This window comes from Mesorhizobium sp. LSJC280B00 (assembly GCF_000502835.1).
Lineage (GTDB): Bacteria > Pseudomonadota > Alphaproteobacteria > Rhizobiales > Rhizobiaceae > Mesorhizobium.
In genome coordinates, this window is sequence record NZ_AYVL01000011.1 from 146,406 (window position 1) to 162,111 (window position 15,706).

Annotated in this window: 16 protein-coding genes and 1 pseudogene; 5 read left to right on the forward strand and 12 right to left on the reverse strand. The window is 63.0% G+C overall.

Annotated features, from left to right (window positions below; translation table 11 throughout):
• Window positions 1-7: 7 nt before the first annotated feature.
• The 3 genes and pseudogenes from X773_RS56725 (at window position 8) to X773_RS56735 (ending at window position 4,030) form a co-directional block, all read left to right on the forward strand.
• The gene (locus tag X773_RS56725; RefSeq protein ID WP_031211952.1) at window positions 8-1,795 is read left to right on the forward strand and encodes an ABC transporter ATP-binding protein; all 1,788 of its coding nucleotides are present in this window, start codon (window positions 8-10) and stop codon (window positions 1,793-1,795) included.
• A gap of 1,086 nt (window positions 1,796-2,881) precedes the next feature.
• On the forward strand, window positions 2,882-3,097 hold the full coding sequence (locus tag X773_RS56730) for a hypothetical protein (RefSeq protein WP_023677289.1): 216 nt from the start codon (window positions 2,882-2,884) through the stop codon (window positions 3,095-3,097).
• A 233-nt stretch (window positions 3,098-3,330) separates the two neighbouring features.
• Window positions 3,331-4,030, forward strand: a pseudogene (locus X773_RS56735) (SOS response-associated peptidase).
• Between the two features lie 106 nt (window positions 4,031-4,136).
• Here the strand turns inward: X773_RS56735 and X773_RS56740 are convergent.
• The 11 genes from X773_RS56740 to X773_RS56790 form a co-directional block, all read right to left on the reverse strand.
• Complete coding sequence (locus tag X773_RS56740) at window positions 4,137-4,397, reverse strand: hypothetical protein (RefSeq protein ID WP_023677293.1); 261 nt, start codon at window positions 4,395-4,397, stop codon at window positions 4,137-4,139.
• Window positions 4,398-4,400: 3 nt separating this feature from the next.
• Window positions 4,401-4,661, reverse strand: a complete 261-nt coding sequence (locus tag X773_RS56745; protein ID WP_023677294.1) for a hypothetical protein — start codon at window positions 4,659-4,661, stop codon at window positions 4,401-4,403.
• A 214-nt stretch (window positions 4,662-4,875) separates the two neighbouring features.
• A complete protein-coding gene (locus X773_RS76400; protein WP_023677295.1) occupies window positions 4,876-5,025 on the reverse strand; it encodes a hypothetical protein in 150 nt (49 codons plus the stop codon).
• Window positions 5,026-5,028: 3 nt separating this feature from the next.
• Window positions 5,029-5,358, reverse strand: a complete 330-nt coding sequence (locus X773_RS56750; RefSeq protein ID WP_023677296.1) for a DUF2934 domain-containing protein — start codon at window positions 5,356-5,358, stop codon at window positions 5,029-5,031.
• 128 nt (window positions 5,359-5,486) lie between these two features.
• Window positions 5,487-6,119, reverse strand: a complete 633-nt coding sequence (locus tag X773_RS56755) for a BA14K family protein (protein ID WP_023677297.1) — start codon at window positions 6,117-6,119, stop codon at window positions 5,487-5,489.
• Between the two features lie 164 nt (window positions 6,120-6,283).
• Complete coding sequence (locus X773_RS56760) at window positions 6,284-7,045, reverse strand: ABC transporter ATP-binding protein (protein WP_023677298.1); 762 nt, start codon at window positions 7,043-7,045, stop codon at window positions 6,284-6,286.
• A gap of 37 nt (window positions 7,046-7,082) precedes the next feature.
• A complete protein-coding gene (locus tag X773_RS56765; RefSeq protein ID WP_023677299.1) occupies window positions 7,083-8,081 on the reverse strand; it encodes an ABC transporter substrate-binding protein in 999 nt (332 codons plus the stop codon).
• 58 nt (window positions 8,082-8,139) lie between these two features.
• Complete coding sequence (locus tag X773_RS56770; RefSeq protein WP_023677300.1) at window positions 8,140-8,988, reverse strand: ABC transporter permease; 849 nt, start codon at window positions 8,986-8,988, stop codon at window positions 8,140-8,142.
• A 40-nt stretch (window positions 8,989-9,028) separates the two neighbouring features.
• Window positions 9,029-10,393 (reverse strand): LLM class flavin-dependent oxidoreductase, encoded by a 1,365-nt coding sequence (locus X773_RS56775; RefSeq protein ID WP_023677301.1) that lies wholly within the window; start codon window positions 10,391-10,393, stop codon window positions 9,029-9,031.
• Window positions 10,394-10,445: 52 nt separating this feature from the next.
• Window positions 10,446-11,003, reverse strand: a complete 558-nt coding sequence (gene msuE / locus X773_RS56780) for an FMN reductase (RefSeq protein ID WP_023677302.1) — start codon at window positions 11,001-11,003, stop codon at window positions 10,446-10,448.
• Between the two features lie 735 nt (window positions 11,004-11,738).
• Window positions 11,739-13,031 carry an Nramp family divalent metal transporter gene (locus X773_RS56790; RefSeq protein ID WP_031211955.1) on the reverse strand — a complete coding sequence of 431 codons (1,293 nt, stop codon included), beginning with the start codon at window positions 13,029-13,031 and terminating at the stop codon, window positions 11,739-11,741.
• A gap of 235 nt (window positions 13,032-13,266) precedes the next feature.
• Here X773_RS56790 and X773_RS56795 point away from each other — a divergent pair, with 235 nt between their 5' ends.
• Window positions 13,267-13,572: a hypothetical protein gene (locus tag X773_RS56795; protein WP_023677305.1), complete on the forward strand. Its 306-nt coding sequence runs from the start codon at window positions 13,267-13,269 to the stop codon at window positions 13,570-13,572.
• Between the two features lie 227 nt (window positions 13,573-13,799).
• On the opposite strand, the gene X773_RS56800 is transcribed toward X773_RS56795, so the two are convergent.
• Entirely contained in the window at window positions 13,800-14,654 is an 855-nt protein-coding gene (locus X773_RS56800; protein WP_031211956.1) for an aldo/keto reductase, read from the reverse strand.
• 229 nt (window positions 14,655-14,883) lie between these two features.
• Here X773_RS56800 and X773_RS56805 point away from each other — a divergent pair, with 229 nt between their 5' ends.
• On the forward strand, window positions 14,884-15,477 hold the full coding sequence (locus tag X773_RS56805; RefSeq protein WP_245274722.1) for an ankyrin repeat domain-containing protein: 594 nt from the start codon (window positions 14,884-14,886) through the stop codon (window positions 15,475-15,477).
• Window positions 15,478-15,706: the final 229 nt, after the last annotated feature.

Genomic DNA, 15,706 nt, shown 5'->3' on the forward strand with positions numbered 1-15,706 from the left:
CGCCACCATGCGATTGATGCCGCCCAGCCTGCCGATGCTGCGCCGCGCGCTCGGAAGAAAGCAGTTGCGCCTGCTTCCTGCCGTGGTGGTGCTCGGGCTGCTCAGCGCCGCGCTTGAAGGCTTCGGCATCGGCCTGATCATCCCGTTGCTGAACATAATCATGGGGCAGCAGGGGCAGACCGGCATGGCCGGCTTTTCCGCCGTCTTCCAGCATGTCGGATCGAGCCTGAGCGAGCGCGACCGCCTGATCGTCATATCCGTCGCGATTCTCGGCTCGATCGTGCTGAAGAACCTGTTCGCTTTCGCCAACACGCTGCTGACCACCTTCATCTACGGCAAGGCGAGCCATTCGATCCGCAGCGCGCTGTCGGAGCAGCTGCTGCGGGTGGGCTACCCGTTCTTCCTGCAGCAAAGCCCCGGACGGCTGCTCAACATCATCTCCAACGAATCCTGGCGGGCCTCGGATGCCATCCAGATCACGTTGGGGGCAATCGTCAATGCATCGGCCGCAATCATCCTATTGGCCTTCCTGCTGCTTCTGTCGTGGCAAATGACGCTGCTGGTGACGCTGGGGCTGGCGCTGGTCCAGGTCGCGCACGCCATGCTGTCGGCCAATCTGAAGGCGCCGAGCCGCAGCGTCGCCTCCCGCAACAGCCAGCTCGCATCGCAGATGCTGCATCTGGTGCATGCCGGGCGGCTGATCCGCATTTTTGGCCAGGAGCAACGCGAGAAAGCGGCATTCGACCAGGCATCGGATGCGGTGCGCCGGGCGGCGTTCGTGCTTTTGACGCGTCAGGGAGCTTTGCCGCCGCTGACCGAGGTTCTGCATGCCATGCTGTTCCTGGCGGTGGTGATCGGCGCCTGGTTCGCCAATGTTTCCTTTCCGCTGATCGTCGCCTTCGTCATCCTGCTCTACAGGCTGCAGCCCTATATGCGGTCGCTGCAAATGGCCTGGAGCCAGCTGCAGGGCCTGAGCGGATCGCTGGAAGAGGTGACGTGGATGCTGGACCCGTCCGACAAGCCCCAGCCGCCGCAAGGCAGCGCAGCGTTCCCCGGGCTCAGCCAAGGCATCAAGTTCGAGGACGTCACCTTTACCTATTCCGGCTCGGAGCAGCGCGCGGTGGTGCTGCATGCGGCGAGTTTCGATATCGGTAGCGGCCGCTCGACCGCGCTGATCGGCCGCTCGGGCGCCGGCAAGACGACGATCGTCAACCTTTTGTGCCGCTTCGTCGAACCGGATAGCGGCAGGATTCTCGTTGATGGATCGCCTCTGGACCGCATCGACCCCAGCCAATGGCGAAAGCACATCGCGCTCGCCAGCCAGGAGCTGGAGCTGGTCGACGGCACGATTTTCGACAACATCATCTACGGCCAGGACGCGGCCTCGGCCGATGACGCCGAGCGCGCGGCAAAACTGGCCGAAGCGCATGGCTTCATCGAGCAACTGCCGCAAGGCTACCGGACGGTCGTCGGCTACCGTGGCGTCAATCTCTCGGCGGGACAGCGGCAGCGGATCGCGCTGGCCAGGGCGCTGGTGCGCGATCCCGATATCCTCATCCTCGACGAAGCCACCAATGCGGTGGACGGCCTGTCGGAAGCGGCAATCGTCGAGACGCTCAAGTCGCGCGCCGGCCGTCGCACCACCATCGTCATCAGCCATCATCGCAGCACCATCTCGTTCTGCGACGACGTCGTGATCCTGAGCCACGGCCGCGTGAAAAAGCAGGCACCCTTCGCCGCCCTGGCGACGCTCAGCATGGACGAGCTTTACCAGCACGAGGCGCTGGAAGGCTGAGGGCGACCCCGCTGCATGCGCGCGCTGGGAGGTCGTCTCGGATGTCAAGCCAGGTCAAGCATCTCAGGGGCGAGGAAGACCTCCGCCATACGTCTCTACGGGATTTCTGGGATGATGAGTGATCCCGAGCTTACCCGCTTTCCATCTGGAGCGTACCGAACCAAGGGTCCGCCTGCCAAATCCAGCAATGGCAGGCGGACCCTAATCAGCGCATGAAGGGACTGATTCTGCGCCGATGTCTCCTCGAGGAGGTGACGCCATCAACTGAAGACGGGCGCAGTTGTTCCCGACGCCGGCCGTACACAAGACCATTGCGCAGGCAGGTCAGACTTAGGTCCCTGTAAACGCGCATCGCTGGCTGGAGTGAACATCGGATCGGCTCGGTGGTAGCGAAACTTCGGCCGGAGATAGATGCAGCCATTGGGTTCCGGGGCATGACCGGCTCGGCGCTGATGATGGGCGGCGATCGATCCCCGCACGACTGATGCCGAGGGGCGCTTGCAGTCCTGCGGAATACGCATCCACCGGCGCCAGTGAAGTTGTCCAAGCGGTACGGGCTCAGCGGTCGTCAAGCTGTTGCTAATATGCAGCACAGGCAGCGCTCTATGAACGGGGTCGCTTGGAACCGCTACCTCCGACCAACCGTTAGTGTCACAATGACAAACCAAAAAGTGAGGCTGATGATGGACCCGCTGCAAAACAACACGTTGGAGATCTGGTGTCTTGCGGCCGTTCCGCTGTCGCTGCTCCTTACGGTGTTATTAGCCGGATTTATCCTTTAGCCGGACCCAAAGAGGCCGGCTGCGGACCGGGGCCTGGAAGATGAAAATGCCGGCCATTTAGGCACGCTAGGCGTCGCGGACACCTCGTAGCACCAGGCCGTGGCAGCCTTTCCAACATTGCCATCATAATCGGCTCTTTCGACCGGTCCGGTCGGCGGCGATTGCTCGCAGGCCCGTTGCGAGGGCGAGCATGCGAGCTCGTACGTTTTTTACACAATCTGTGATTGGTGGACTCGCCCGCCGCCATCGACGTTAATTTTGCGTTAGCGACAGGAGGGGGGAGATCGCTAACGGGAGGAAGAAAATGAAAGAAAACTACGATCTGACGATCGATTACGACGAACCTTACGACAACAAGCCTTACGATCTAGCCACATTCGCAAGGAAGCACGGGCTCAACATTCGAGCCGCCGAGCTTCTTCTTTTCGCCAAAGGCCCGTCTCGAGCGGCCTGCGATGCCGCGGCGAGGGCTTTTCTCGCGGCGGTCGCCGCACAAGCTATGAGACAATCGGCGCGGTAGGTCTCACAAAGCCATTGCTGACACGGCCTGCCGTGTCAGCAACCCAACGGACAGCGCTGGAAATTCCGGGCCGTTTCCAACAAGATGCCTGAGCATCCGGGAACGGCCTGAAAATGTGCAATCTCTACAACATCACGACCAGCCAGGAGGCCATCCGCCAGTGGACCCGCGCCTTGCGCGACATCCTCGGCAATCTCGAACCCTCCATCGACATCTATCCCAACCAGCCCGNCATGTGCAATCTCTACAACATCACGACCAGCCAGGAGGCCATCCGCCAGTGGACCCGCGCCTTGCGCGACATCCTCGGCAATCTCGAACCCTCCATCGACATCTATCCCAACCAGCCAGGCCCGGTGGTGCGCAACGCGTCGGACGGCGAACGCGAACTGGCCAATCTGCTGTGGGGCATGCCGACGCCACTGGAGCGGGTCAAGGGCAGACTACGGCACCACTAATATCCGCAATCCGCAATATGGCCATTGGCAGCAATATCTCGGCATCGAGAACCGCTGCGTGGTGCCTGTCACCAGCTTCGCCGAGCCCAGCCCGACGCCCGGCGACAAGGACCCCGAGACCGGCATTCAGCGCAACTACTGGTTTGCACTCGGCGAGGACCGCCCGCTATTCTTCTTTGCCGGCCTGTGGACGCGCTGGCAGGGCATTCGCAAGATCAAGGACGGCCCCGCCGATCACCAGGTCTATGGCTTCATGACGACCCAGCCCAACGCGCTGATCGCGCCGATCCACGAGAAGGCGATGCCGGTGATCCTGACCACGCCGGAAGAAACCGAGACCTGGCTGACGGCGCCATGGTCCGAGGCAAGGCACCTGCAGCGCACGGCGCCCGATGATGCGCTGGTGATCGTCGAAAAACCGGCGACACAGATCAAGTTTCCGCAGCAGGCGCCGGCGCAAGGCTCGTTGTTTTAGCGCTTGAATTTCTGCAGCACCCAGATGTAGCCCTTGGGTGGATGGTCCTGNAACCGGCGACACAGATCAAGTTTCCGCAGCAGGCGCCGGCGCAAGGCTCGTTGTTTTAGCGCTTGAATTTCTGCAGCACCCAGATGTAGCCCTTGGGTGGATGGTCCTGGTCGATGAACTGCGTCTTCACCGTCGTGTCCTTGCGGCTGCATCGTTTGCACCTGAACCTGATCGCTTCCAGCGGCTTGTTCCAGCCCACCACCTGGGCCACGTCATTCGCCCTGAACCGTCCGACATGGTAGCAATGGCCGCACTCCACGATGAGCAGCATGTTGGCCTTGGCGGCACGCCCAACGCTGTCCATCGGCCCGGCCATGGCTCATTTCCGGGTCGAGTAATCCTCGGGCAGCGGAAGCAGGCCAAGCTCCGCCATCCGGTAATCGGGCTCCTTCTCCGCGACGCTGGCCAGCACCTCGTGCAATTTCTCGACAAGCCCGCAAAGCTGCCAGAACAGCTCGCCATGCGCCTTCAAATGCAGCTGCGACGACAGCACCGTCTTGCGCAGGCTCAAAGCGTCCCTGATGATCGCCTCCGCATCCCTCGCCGACAGCCTGTCGAACCGGCTTTTTCGTCTGCCCATCGCGGCTCTCCTCGATTTGTGAGCAACCGCCCCACCTACGACAAATAGGAAGGCATTCCTCGCAGAGTCAATTCGCTCTTGACATTTTTGTTCCCGCTTTGTTCAATTTCAACAGGAACACTGGAGGCACCGCCATGCACCACATCGTGACGCTGGACAGCCGCCAGGAGGCTGCGCTGCAGGCGCGGCTGCCTGGGAAGCGACAGCACGCCCCTCAATGCCTCTTGAAATACTGCACCTCGCGTTCGTGCTTTTCGGCGGCCTCGCGGGTATCGAAGGTGCCGAGATTGCGGCGCTTGCCGGTCTTTTCGTCCTTCTTGCGCGAATAGAGGCGGTATTTTCCGTCTTTGAGTTTTCTGATCATCTGTCACTCCCCGAGCCGCTGCTTCCCCTTAAGGTTGCGCGCGGCTTGTTCGATAGCCGCCCTGTCGTTTCCCAGCCTGTCGATCAGCTCCTGCGCCTGTTCGCCCGATATGCCGGTGCGCACCGCCAGGGCCTCCACCGTCAAAACGTCGGAGCTCGCGACCTCGCGGGTTTCCGGCAGGGCATCGCCTGCCGTCAGTGGCAGGGCTGCCTCCCTGTCGATCTCGGCCTCGGCCTGGTGCCAGTGCCGCTCGGGATCGCCATGGATCCCGCCTTCGCGTTCCCAGATCTGGTATGCGCGCTCACGAATCTTGTCTTCCCGGTCGTCGCCCATGTTGATTTCTCCTTTGGGTATCGGATGAACGCCGCGCCAACCCGAACGATCCAAGAAATCTGCGTGATCGTTGGGTGGGGTCGCACAAGGCGCCATGCACTGCGGGCGCCAGCCACTCCCCGGCCTGCCTACTCGCACTGCCTGCGCGGCCCGCCGGAATACGGCTGATAGCTGTTGTCCTCCGGTCGATATGACCGGTAGCGGCTGAAGCAGTATTGCACGTGATCGGATGAGAGCTCGGCGGCGCCGGTTTCGTCCGATGGCGGGTAGCCCTCCAGTGACGACCTATCGCTCGCCTCGAAATAGCTGCCGTCATCGGTGATGTCGAGATAGGGCGAGATGCAGGGGCGCTGTTGTCCGCTGTAGGACGTGTAGCGGTTGTCGTCCGGCCGGTAGGAGCGGTAGCGGCTGGCGCACCATTCGACATGGGCGGCGGGTAGCGTCTGCTGCTCTTCCGCTGGTGGCTGGGTAGAGCCGGTCGCGGTGATGTCGGTTGTCGACGCTGCGGCATCGGCGGGTTTCGAGCTGCGATCAACTTCCGAGGTGCGAACGGGGACCGGGCGGGCCGGGAGGCGCTCGAGGCGCTGCGAGGCCGGGTTCACCGGTCGCGGGTCCTTGGCCCACAGTTCGGCGACGCTGGAGACCGGGGCGGCCGGCCGTACCGGCTTGGCTATTAGAAGCCAGGTGGCGAAGGCGAGGCCGCTGGCGAATACGGCAAGCGTCAGCACGAAGCCGCCAAAGATTGCGAACAAAGCTTTCATGCCGCGCTCCTTCGCCTCCCGGTTAAGGAAATGCGGGGGCGGGGAATCCGGTTCCAGGAAAGCGCGGGGCAGGGGCACTCAAAGAGGGGCCTCTCTCCGTCTCGGCTTCGCCGAGACACCTCTCCCGCTTTGCGGGGCGAGGACCACGGCCCCTTAGGCGGCTTTCAGCGCAGGCCGAATTCGCGCAGCAATTCTTCGCGGTAGCGCACGAAGCGGCTTTCGCTGCGCTCGCGCGGGCGGGGCAGGTCGATATCGATAAGGCGCGCCGCGCCGCCTTTCTCCTTGGGCAGGATCAGCACCCTATCGGCGAGGTAGATCGCTTCCTCGAGGTCGTGCGTCACCATCACCATGGTGACGTTCTCCTCGCTCCAGATGCGCGCCAGTTCCTCCTGCATGCCGATCTTGGTCATCGCGTCGAGCGCGCCCAGCGGTTCGTCAAGCAGCAGGATTTCGGGCTGCACGGTCAAGGCGCGGGCGATGCCGACGCGCTGTGCCATGCCGCCCGATAGCTGCCGGGGAAAGGCATCGCTGAATTCGGCGAGGCCGACGAGCGCGATATAGAAGCGCGCCCTTTCCTCGGCCTCGGCCTTGGGCACGCCGCGCACTTCGAGGCCGAAGGCGACATTGCCGAGCACGGTCAGCCAGGGCAGCAGGCGCGGTTCCTGGAAAATCACCGCACGCTCGGCACCGACGCCGTGCACCGGCTTGCCGTCGATGGCGACGCCGCCGCTGTCGGCAGCCTCCAGCCCGGCAAGGATGCGCAGCAGCGTGGTCTTGCCCGATCCGCTGGCGCCGACGATGACAAGGCATTCACCCGAGCGGATGTCGAGGTTGAGGGTCCTCAACACGGCGAGCGAGCGCCCACTGATGCTGAACGATTTGGACAGGTCGCGTATGCTGACCTGACCGCCGCTTGTGCTGCTCATCGCGCTCGTCTCCCAACTGGTTGGTCGGTTGCTTTTGTCAGTTGGTCTTGGTTTCGCCCGGCCGGTAGAGGATGTCCGCTGCCTTCAGCTTACCCTTTGGCAGGCGGCCGTCGCGCTCGAGCACGCTGACCCAGAAGTCGATGTCGCGGTCCGTCGCCTTGGCGCCATGGCGCAGGCCGAAGCCGGTCCAGTAACGCGCCAGCTCGCCGTTTTCGCCGCGCTTGTCGAGGATGTTTGCCAGCACCTTGCGCGCTTCGTCGGGGTTCTGCAGCGACCAGTCGGAGGCGCGCGCCGATTGTTCGACGAAATTGCGGGCGGCGTCGGGATGCGCGGCGATGAAGTCGCGCCTGAGCACGACGAAGCCGCCGGCCAGCTCGCCCAGCACGTCGGTGTCGTTGAACACGCCACGCACACCGCCATTGTCGACCAGCGCCCCGGCAAACGTCGCCTGCCAGTAGCCCAGCGCCGCGATGTCGACCTGGCGGGAGCGCAAGGTCTGCTCGAGCTGCGGTCCGGGCACGACGACGAGATTGGCGGCATCCGGCGACAGGCCGACGCTGTGCAGCGCCTCGCGCACGGTATAGTCGAGATGGGCGCCGAGCGTGTTGACGGCGATGGTCTTGCCGGCGATGTCGGCGATCGATTTGATCGGGCTGTCGTCCAGCACGTAGAAGACGCTACGCACCTTGCTGTTGATGCCGTTGCTCGGATAGGCGGCGACGAAGTCGTTGCCGCCGGAGATCGAGTTGATCACGGCTGCGGTTGCAGCCGAGCCGATATCGACGCTGCCGGAGGCCAGCGCAAACAATGATTCCGGGCCGCCGCCGGAATAGCCGACATTCTCGACCTCGATACCGAGGCCTTTGAAATAGCCGAGCTCGGCGGCCAACTCATGCGGAGAGATGCTGCCACGGCTGGCGAGGGAGCGGAACTTGACGGGTGCCGCTTCGGCAAAGGCGAAGCGCGGCAGGCCGGCGGTGAGAAGGCCGGCGGCGAAGGGCGCGCCGGCAAGCAGGGAACGGCGGGAGATTTTCATGGTCCGGGTCTTTCCTGATTTGAGTTCTGGCCTGGTTGAGATTGGTAAGCGCGGGTGGTCAGTCGACGGCATTGCTCCAGCGGCAGAGCCGCCGCTGCAGGCTGACCAGCGCCTGGTTTGCAATCAGGCCGAGGCCGGCGAGGATGACGATTGCCGCAAACATCAGCGGGATCTGGAAATTGTATTGCGCGTTCATCACCTGGAAGCCGATGCCCTTGTTGGCGCCGATCATTTCGGAAGCGATCAACAGCAGCAGCGCCGTGGTGGCGCTGAGCCTAAGCCCAACGAAGATCGACGGCACGGCGCCGGGCAGCACGACGCGACGGAAGACGGTGAGCTGCCTGGCACCATAGACGCGGGCCATCTCCAGCAGTTTCGGATCGACTTGCTTGACGCCGCCGATGGTGTTGAGCAGCAGCGGGAACAGCGTCGCCCAGAAGATGACGAACACCTTGGAGGCTTCGCCGAGCCCAAGCAGCAGGATGAAGACGGGATAGAGCGCCAGCGCCGAGGTCTGGCGGAAGACCTGCAGGATGGGATCGAGCGCGGTCTCGACCGCCCGCACCTGGCCCATGAACAGGCCAAGCGGGATGGCGACCAGCACGGCGGCCGCGAAAGCGAGACCGGCGCGCTGCAGGCTGATGGCGATGTCGCCGAGCAGAGTGCCGCCGGCCAGCCCCTTCCAAAGTGCTGCGACAATCATGTCGATCGGCGGCAGCACGGCCGCGTTGACCCAGCCCGCGCTGCTCGACACTTGCCAGATTGCGAGGAAAGCGATGAGGACGCCGTAGCGCGACAGGAAGCGGATGCCCGCCCGGCCACCGAGGCGCAGGAAGTCCGTGCCGAGGCTTGTCGTGCTGTCAGGCGTGCCGAGGCTGGCGGCCTGTTCGATGTGCTGCAAGGTCATCGTCTTGCCTCCTGCTTGGAAAATATCGGGCTTCTCGGGATTATTCGGCGGCCAGCACCGCCGAGCGGGCGGCGGTCCAGGGGTTCTCCGGCCGCCTGAGGCCGAGGTTCTCGCGCAACGTCCTGCCTTCATAGGCGGTGCGGAACAGGCCACGGCGCTGCAGCTCGGGAATCACCAGCTCGACGAAGTCGTCGAGCCCGCCGGGCAGCCAGGGCGGCAGGATGTTGAAGCCGTCGGCGGCTTCGTTGCCGAACCATTCCTCCAGCTGATCGGCGACCTGCGTGGCGCTGCCGATGACGGTATAATGGCCGCGGGCCGTTGCCACCCATTGGTAGAGCTGTCGGATGGTGAAGTTGTGCTCGTCGGCAATCTGGCGGATCAGCGCCTGGCGGCTCTTCATGCCTTCGGTCTCCTTGCTCGGCGGCAGCGGTCCATCGAGCGGATAGCCGGTGATGTCGAGCGTCTGGCCGGCCAGCCCGTTGAGCAGGGCGACGCCGTCTTCGGGCAGGATGAGATCGTTCAGCTGCTGGTACTTGGCGCGCGCTTCTTCTTCGGTGCGGCCGACGAAGGGTGCCACGCCCGGCATGATCAGCACCTGCTCGGGATCGCGGCCGACGGCCGTCACGCGCGCCTTGATATCGCGATAGAATTCCTGCGCCGACGCCAGGTTCTGATGGGCGGTGAAGATGACTTCCGCCGAGTGGGCGGCGAGCTTGCGACCGTCTTCCGATTGCCCCGCCTGCACCACGACCGGGTGCCCCTGCACCGGGCGCGGCACGTTGAGCGGACCCTTGACGCTGAAATGTGGGCCCTTGTGGTCGATGTCGTGGAGCTTGTCCTTGTCGTAGAAGCGCCCCGATTTCTTGTCGCGGATGAAGGCATCGTCCTCCCAGCTGTCCCACAGCGCCTTGACCGTCTCGACATGCTCATGCGCGCGGGCATAGCGCTCGGCGTGGGCAGGCTGCGTCTCGCGATTGAAGTTGCGCGCGGTTTCGTCGCCGGCCGAGGTGACGACGTTCCAGCCGGCGCGGCCATTCGACAGATGATCGAGCGAGGCGAATTTGCGGGCGAGCGTGTAGGGCTCCTCGTAGGTGGTCGAGGCGGTAGCGATGAAGCCGAGATGCGTGGTGAGCGGCGCCAGCGCTGCAAACAGCGTCACTGGCTCGAAGCCGGCGATCTTGGCATTGCCGCCTTCGCGGGCGCCGAGCCCGACCGTCAGATTGTCGGCGAGGAAATAGGCATCGAACAGGCCGCGCTCGGCGGTCAGGGCGAGCTGCTTGTGGAACTCGAAATTGGTGGCGCCGTCGGCCGGCGCCTCGGGGTGGCGCCAGGCGGCGATATGCTGTCCGCCGCCGGGCAGGAAAGCGCCCAGTTTGATTTGCCTGGATTTGGTGGATCTGGTCATCGCGGCGTGCTCCTGGACGGATCGGAAAGGGGATCTCGGGTCAGCGGTGCGTTCAGGCGGCAAGGCCGACGCCGTAGGGCACCCCGGTTACACGGCATGCCTCGGCGACCGCCTGCCGGGCGCGGGCGTGGATGGCTTCCGACACCAGCACGCCATTGGCAAAATCCTTGTCGGAGGCGTAGATCGCGGTCGGCACGGTCAGCGCCTCGAAGAAGCCGAACAGCGGCCGCAACTGGTGCTCGACGATCAGCGAATGGCGCTCGCCGCCGCCGGTCGCGGCGAGGATGACGGGCTTGCCCCTCAGCGATGACGGATCGAGCAGGTCGAAGAAATGCTTGAAAAGCCCGGTATAGCTGCCTTTGAAAGTCGGCGAGCCGGCCACCAGGATGTCGGCGCCCAGCAGCCGTTCGACGATGTTGCGCGCCGCCGGGTCGAGGTCGCCGAGGCGCCTTGCCTGCGGCAGGGACGCGCCGAGATCCTCGATGTCGAAGACGGCCGAGGCCGCGCCGATGCTTTCGGCGGCCTGCCCGACAATGTGGCTGACGAACGCCTTGGTCTTCGATGGCCGGGTCAAGTTGCCCGACAGCCCCACCACGAGCTTTTTCGACATTCCTGGCTCCCTCTCAAGCGCTCTATTTCAAGATCTTGGGTCTAGCGATCTATTTTAAGTCTAGAGAGTTTGTAGAATTAAAAGAGCGAGAAAATTTCAAAAGCTGGGTGATGAGCGAACTGAGTTTGCGGCACATCGCCCGCAATTGGTTCATTCAACGCGCCGCAGCGCGTTGCAAGATCCGCCGCAGCGCCTTCAGCCGCGATGGCGCAGCGCGTCGGATAGAGCGCATAAACAGCCGGCCGGACATATCAGGCAAGTCGCCCTCGGGCGCTCCCGGCGAGACGTCGGGGAACCATGTGCCTGTGGTACAATCCCTCGACGGCCTAGCGGTCCTCGGGGAGGATGCAAGCAAGGCACAGGCCACGGCGCTGGAGTGGCTCCGCGGCTGCGGTGAATCAGGTCAATTTGATTTAAATCCGGCTGTGGATATTTGCTTTTGGCTAAATCGAGGCGGTCATCTTGCCGGCGGGCGGGCAACAGGGAGATGCCTATGACAAGCGACTTTGCCGCCGCACACCTGCACCTTGAACGAGCCTGCCACTATTTGAGCGGCGAGGACGAGACGAGCCGCACGGCTCGTGCGGCTCTGGATCTCCTGATCGATGCAATTGTCGCAGCGCAATACAAGCGGCCGGTGGGAGATGTTGTGGAGTTTCCAAGGTCGGCAAAGCTGGGGCAATCCGCAAGCGGGAACGGGTAATCCAACTAGCGGCGTCCCTTGTCCTGCCGGATTTACATGAACCAGGTGGCCACCAGGCCGATCGTCGCCGAGAAGATGGCGGCGGTCGTTGCCCAACCGAGTATGTTGGTGCTGCGGCTGTTCACCTGCTCCCCCATGATCCTGCGGCTGTTCGTCATCAGCATGATGAGCAGCAGCAAGGGCGGCGTCGAGAAGCCCTGAACGATGCCGGACCAGACCAGCGCCTTCATCGGATTGAAGCCGAGGAAGTTGAGGCCGGCGGCGATCGCCGTAAAAAATCCGATGGCGAGATAAAATTTGGGCGCTTCTCGAGCCCGGGCGTGCAGGCTGTTTTTCCAGCCGATGGCTTGTGCCACGTCATAGGCAGCGCCGGTGGTCATGACAGGAACCGCTAGGAAACCGACGCCGATCACGCCTGCGGCGAACAGAACGCTTGCGGCCTGGCCGGCGAGTGGGCGCAGCGCCTCCGCGGCTTGCGCGGCCGTGTCGATATCGTGATGCCCCGCCTTGTAGAGCGTCGCCCCGGTCGACAGGATGATGAAATACATGATGAGATTTGAAAACGTCATGCCGATGAGGATGTCCCGGCGCGAGCGGCGGAGTTCGCCGGCGGTGGCGCCCTTCCTTTGCCTGAGCGTCGTTCGCCCTTGGGCAATCTCCTCCTCGACCTCCTCATTGGACTGCCACGTATAGAGATAGGCGGACAGCGTCGTACCGATGATGGCGACCAGGATCGACAGGAACTCCCGGTTGAATTCGATCCTGGGAAGCAGCGTTCCGCGCAGCACCGCCGCGGCATCCGGCTTGGCCAGAATGGCGGCACCGACATAAGCGAGCAGCGCCAGCGCCAGCCAGCGAAAGATGTTGCGGATCAAAGTATAGGAGCCGAAGACCTGGAGGGCGAAGATGAGGGCGGCGACGAACAGCACGATCAGCGGAATGGGAAGCGGCACGAATATGTTGATCGCCGCCGCCATTCCACCAAGATCGGCCGCTGCCTCGATGGTGTTGCCGACGAGCACACCCAACAGCACCGACCAGAGCAGCCACCGCGGGTAGAAGTCCTTGATGACGTGGAACAATCCGCGCCCCGACACCTGGCCGAGCTTCGACGACAGGTAGACGACCGCGTACATCATCGGCAACGTCACCGGAGCCGTCCAGAGCAGGTCGGGTCCGAAACGGGCGCCGGCACTGGCATAGGTGCCTATTGCGGAACAATCGTCGTCGGCCGCCCCTGTTATCAGTCCGAGGCCGAGCGCTCGTCCTATGCCACCTTTGCCCTCCTTCGGTGGGATGGAATGATCGGAACCGGCCTGCCTCATTGCGACCGGACCGGGTTGCGAACGAAAGACGCGGCCTGCCATGCAATAATGGTAAGGATCGGTCGCGGCGCTGGTCTCATTTTGCTTCCTTCACAACTTGCCCAAACCCGGCGTGCCATGACTTGTTCCGCGACGACGGGACAGGGGTTTTGTCTCAGGCAAAAAAGTTCGGGTTGACCGCTTCCGAACGCGAAGCGACTATTCGTTCGAGGCGAAGATCGCAGGAGGAAATGCAATGGACGAGCCCGGTCAGTGGCGCCACATGTCGAGCGCGCCAAGGGACGGCAGCAGAATCCTTGTCACGGTTCGGCCGTCCGAACAGGGTCCGGCCGAGGTCGACATGGCTTACTGGGCCCGCGCCGATCAGTTCGGCAGCGAAGGCTGGCGCGCCTCCGACTCGTCTCCAGGACGCATCGTCGAATATGCCGAACCCGAACTGAAGTGCTGGATGCCGCTGCCGTCGGCCAATCTCAGCAAGGGATCGATGCCGAGCCCCTGGGAGGGCGAAGATGTGCCGCTGGTGGATGGCTCCGGGATATGAGCTAGCGGGAAGGGTAGTTTTGATCGCTGCCGGGACAGCGCCCCCCTCTGTCCTGCCGGACATCTCCCCCACAAGGGGGAGATTGGCCCTCATCGCGGCCTTCGCTAATCTCCGACGCTGCAAGAAGGGCGCGGCTATTGAAGCTGCCGATCTCCCCCCTTGAGGAGATGTCCGGCGGGGCAGAGGGGGGTGTGAAGGAATGCCAACGTCCGGGTTGGCCCGCCTCGTTAGAACAGGAATGCGGCCGTGGCGGGGTTCGGGCCGGTGCGGCCGTCGGGCGAATCCATGCCCCGGATAAGCTCGAGGTCCTTCGCTTCCAACTCGAAATCGAAGACCTCGAAATTGGCGGCGATGCGGTCCTGGTGGATCGACTTTGGAATGACGATCAGCCCTTCCTGAAGGTGCCACCTGACGATCGTCTGCGCCACCGACTTGCCGTGTTTCCTGGCGATGGTTTCAAGCGTCGGATTGCTCAACAGCCGGCCGCTGCCCAGCGGGCTCCAGCTCTCAATGCGGATGTTGTGCCTGTCGTGGAATTCACGTTTGTCACGCTGCTGGAAGCGGGGGTGGAGCTCGATCTGGTTGACGGTCGGCGTGACGCCGGTCTCGCCGATGATCCGTTCGAGGTGGTTCTGGTTGAAGTTCGAAACGCCGATCGACTTGATCCGGCCTGATTGCCTGAGTTCGATCAGCGTCTTCCAGGCCTCGACATATCTGTCCTGGCTGGGCACCGGCCAATGGATCAGGAACAGGTCGATCTGTTCGATGCCGAGCTTGCTCATCGTCTCGTCGAAGGCGCGCAAGGCGGCGTCGCGCTGATGTGCGCCGTTGCGCAGTTTCGAGGTGATGAACAACTCGCTTCTCGGCACGCCGGCCGAGCGGATCGCCTGCCCGACACCTTCCTCGTTCTGATAGCCTTCGGCGGTGTCGATCAGCCTGTAGCCGGCCTCGATTCCCCAGCGCACCACCTTGGCGGTGATGGCTGGATCGACCTGCCATACGCCGAGGCCGATTTGCGGAATGGCGGAGCCGTCGTTCAATCTGATCTGTTCAGGTCTATTCAGGGTAATCTGTTCAGGCATGTTCAGGTCCTTCTGCATCGTTCCGCCCGGCGCAGGCTCTATCTAGTCTGAATGGCCGCCAAAGCCAGTCGATATCAGGAGAATGTGAGGAGACGGACGTGAAGCGCTGATCCTCCGCTTCGGGCCGACAGCTCTCTGTGACCCACGGGCTCCAGGGAACTCAATGCAGGACGACCCCACTATCGCGGATTCTGTGGTATTCTGTGAACTATCCGAGGAGGCGACTGCGTTGACCAACAGCTTGGAAGCCGAAGGGGCAAGAGACTGGTCGCCCCTGCTGGTCGCGGCAGAACAAGGCGATGCGGAGGCGGTTCGATCGGAATTGGCGGCTGGCGCCGACATCAATCAGTCGGACGACGGCGGCTGGTCTGCACTTCACCTTTCAGCCCTCAATGACCGCACAGCTGTGGTGGAGGCGCTGATCGAAGACCCGGAAATCGACGTGAATTCCAGAAACAAGTGGAAGAGCACGCCCTTGAGCCTTGCGTCGGCCAAGGGACATTACGCGTGTATCTCTGTCCTCGTGAGACACCCCCAAATAGAGATCAACGCGCGAGCTGACTACTACGGCAGAACGGCTCTTATCGAGGCGGCGAAGAACGGGCATCTCGAAGTCGTCAAGTTGCTCGTGGTGAATGGCGCGGAAGTAAATCTGACCGACAAGACGGGGAGAAACAACGCGCTCATCGAGGCTATCAAGGGGCGGCACTACGAGATCGCGGAATACCTGCTGGATTCTGGGAAAGTGAGCTTTATCAACAAAGNGCTATCAAGGGGCGGCACTACGAGATCGCGGAATACCTGCTGGATTCTGGGAAAGTGAGCTTTATCAACAAAGAGATGAGGCTAAACGCCCTGATCTGGGCTGGCAGCTGCCACAACCCTCAGCTTATCGAAAAGCTGGAAGCCGCGATCCACAGTTTCTTCGACGGCAAATAAGGGCCTCGCCCTTGCTGTCGCGGGGCGCGTCCGTATCTCCCGTCACGTCGACACGCTCGATGGCGCAAACGGCCCCGCGGCGCTTCACAAAAATTATTCAACCAAACGGTTGA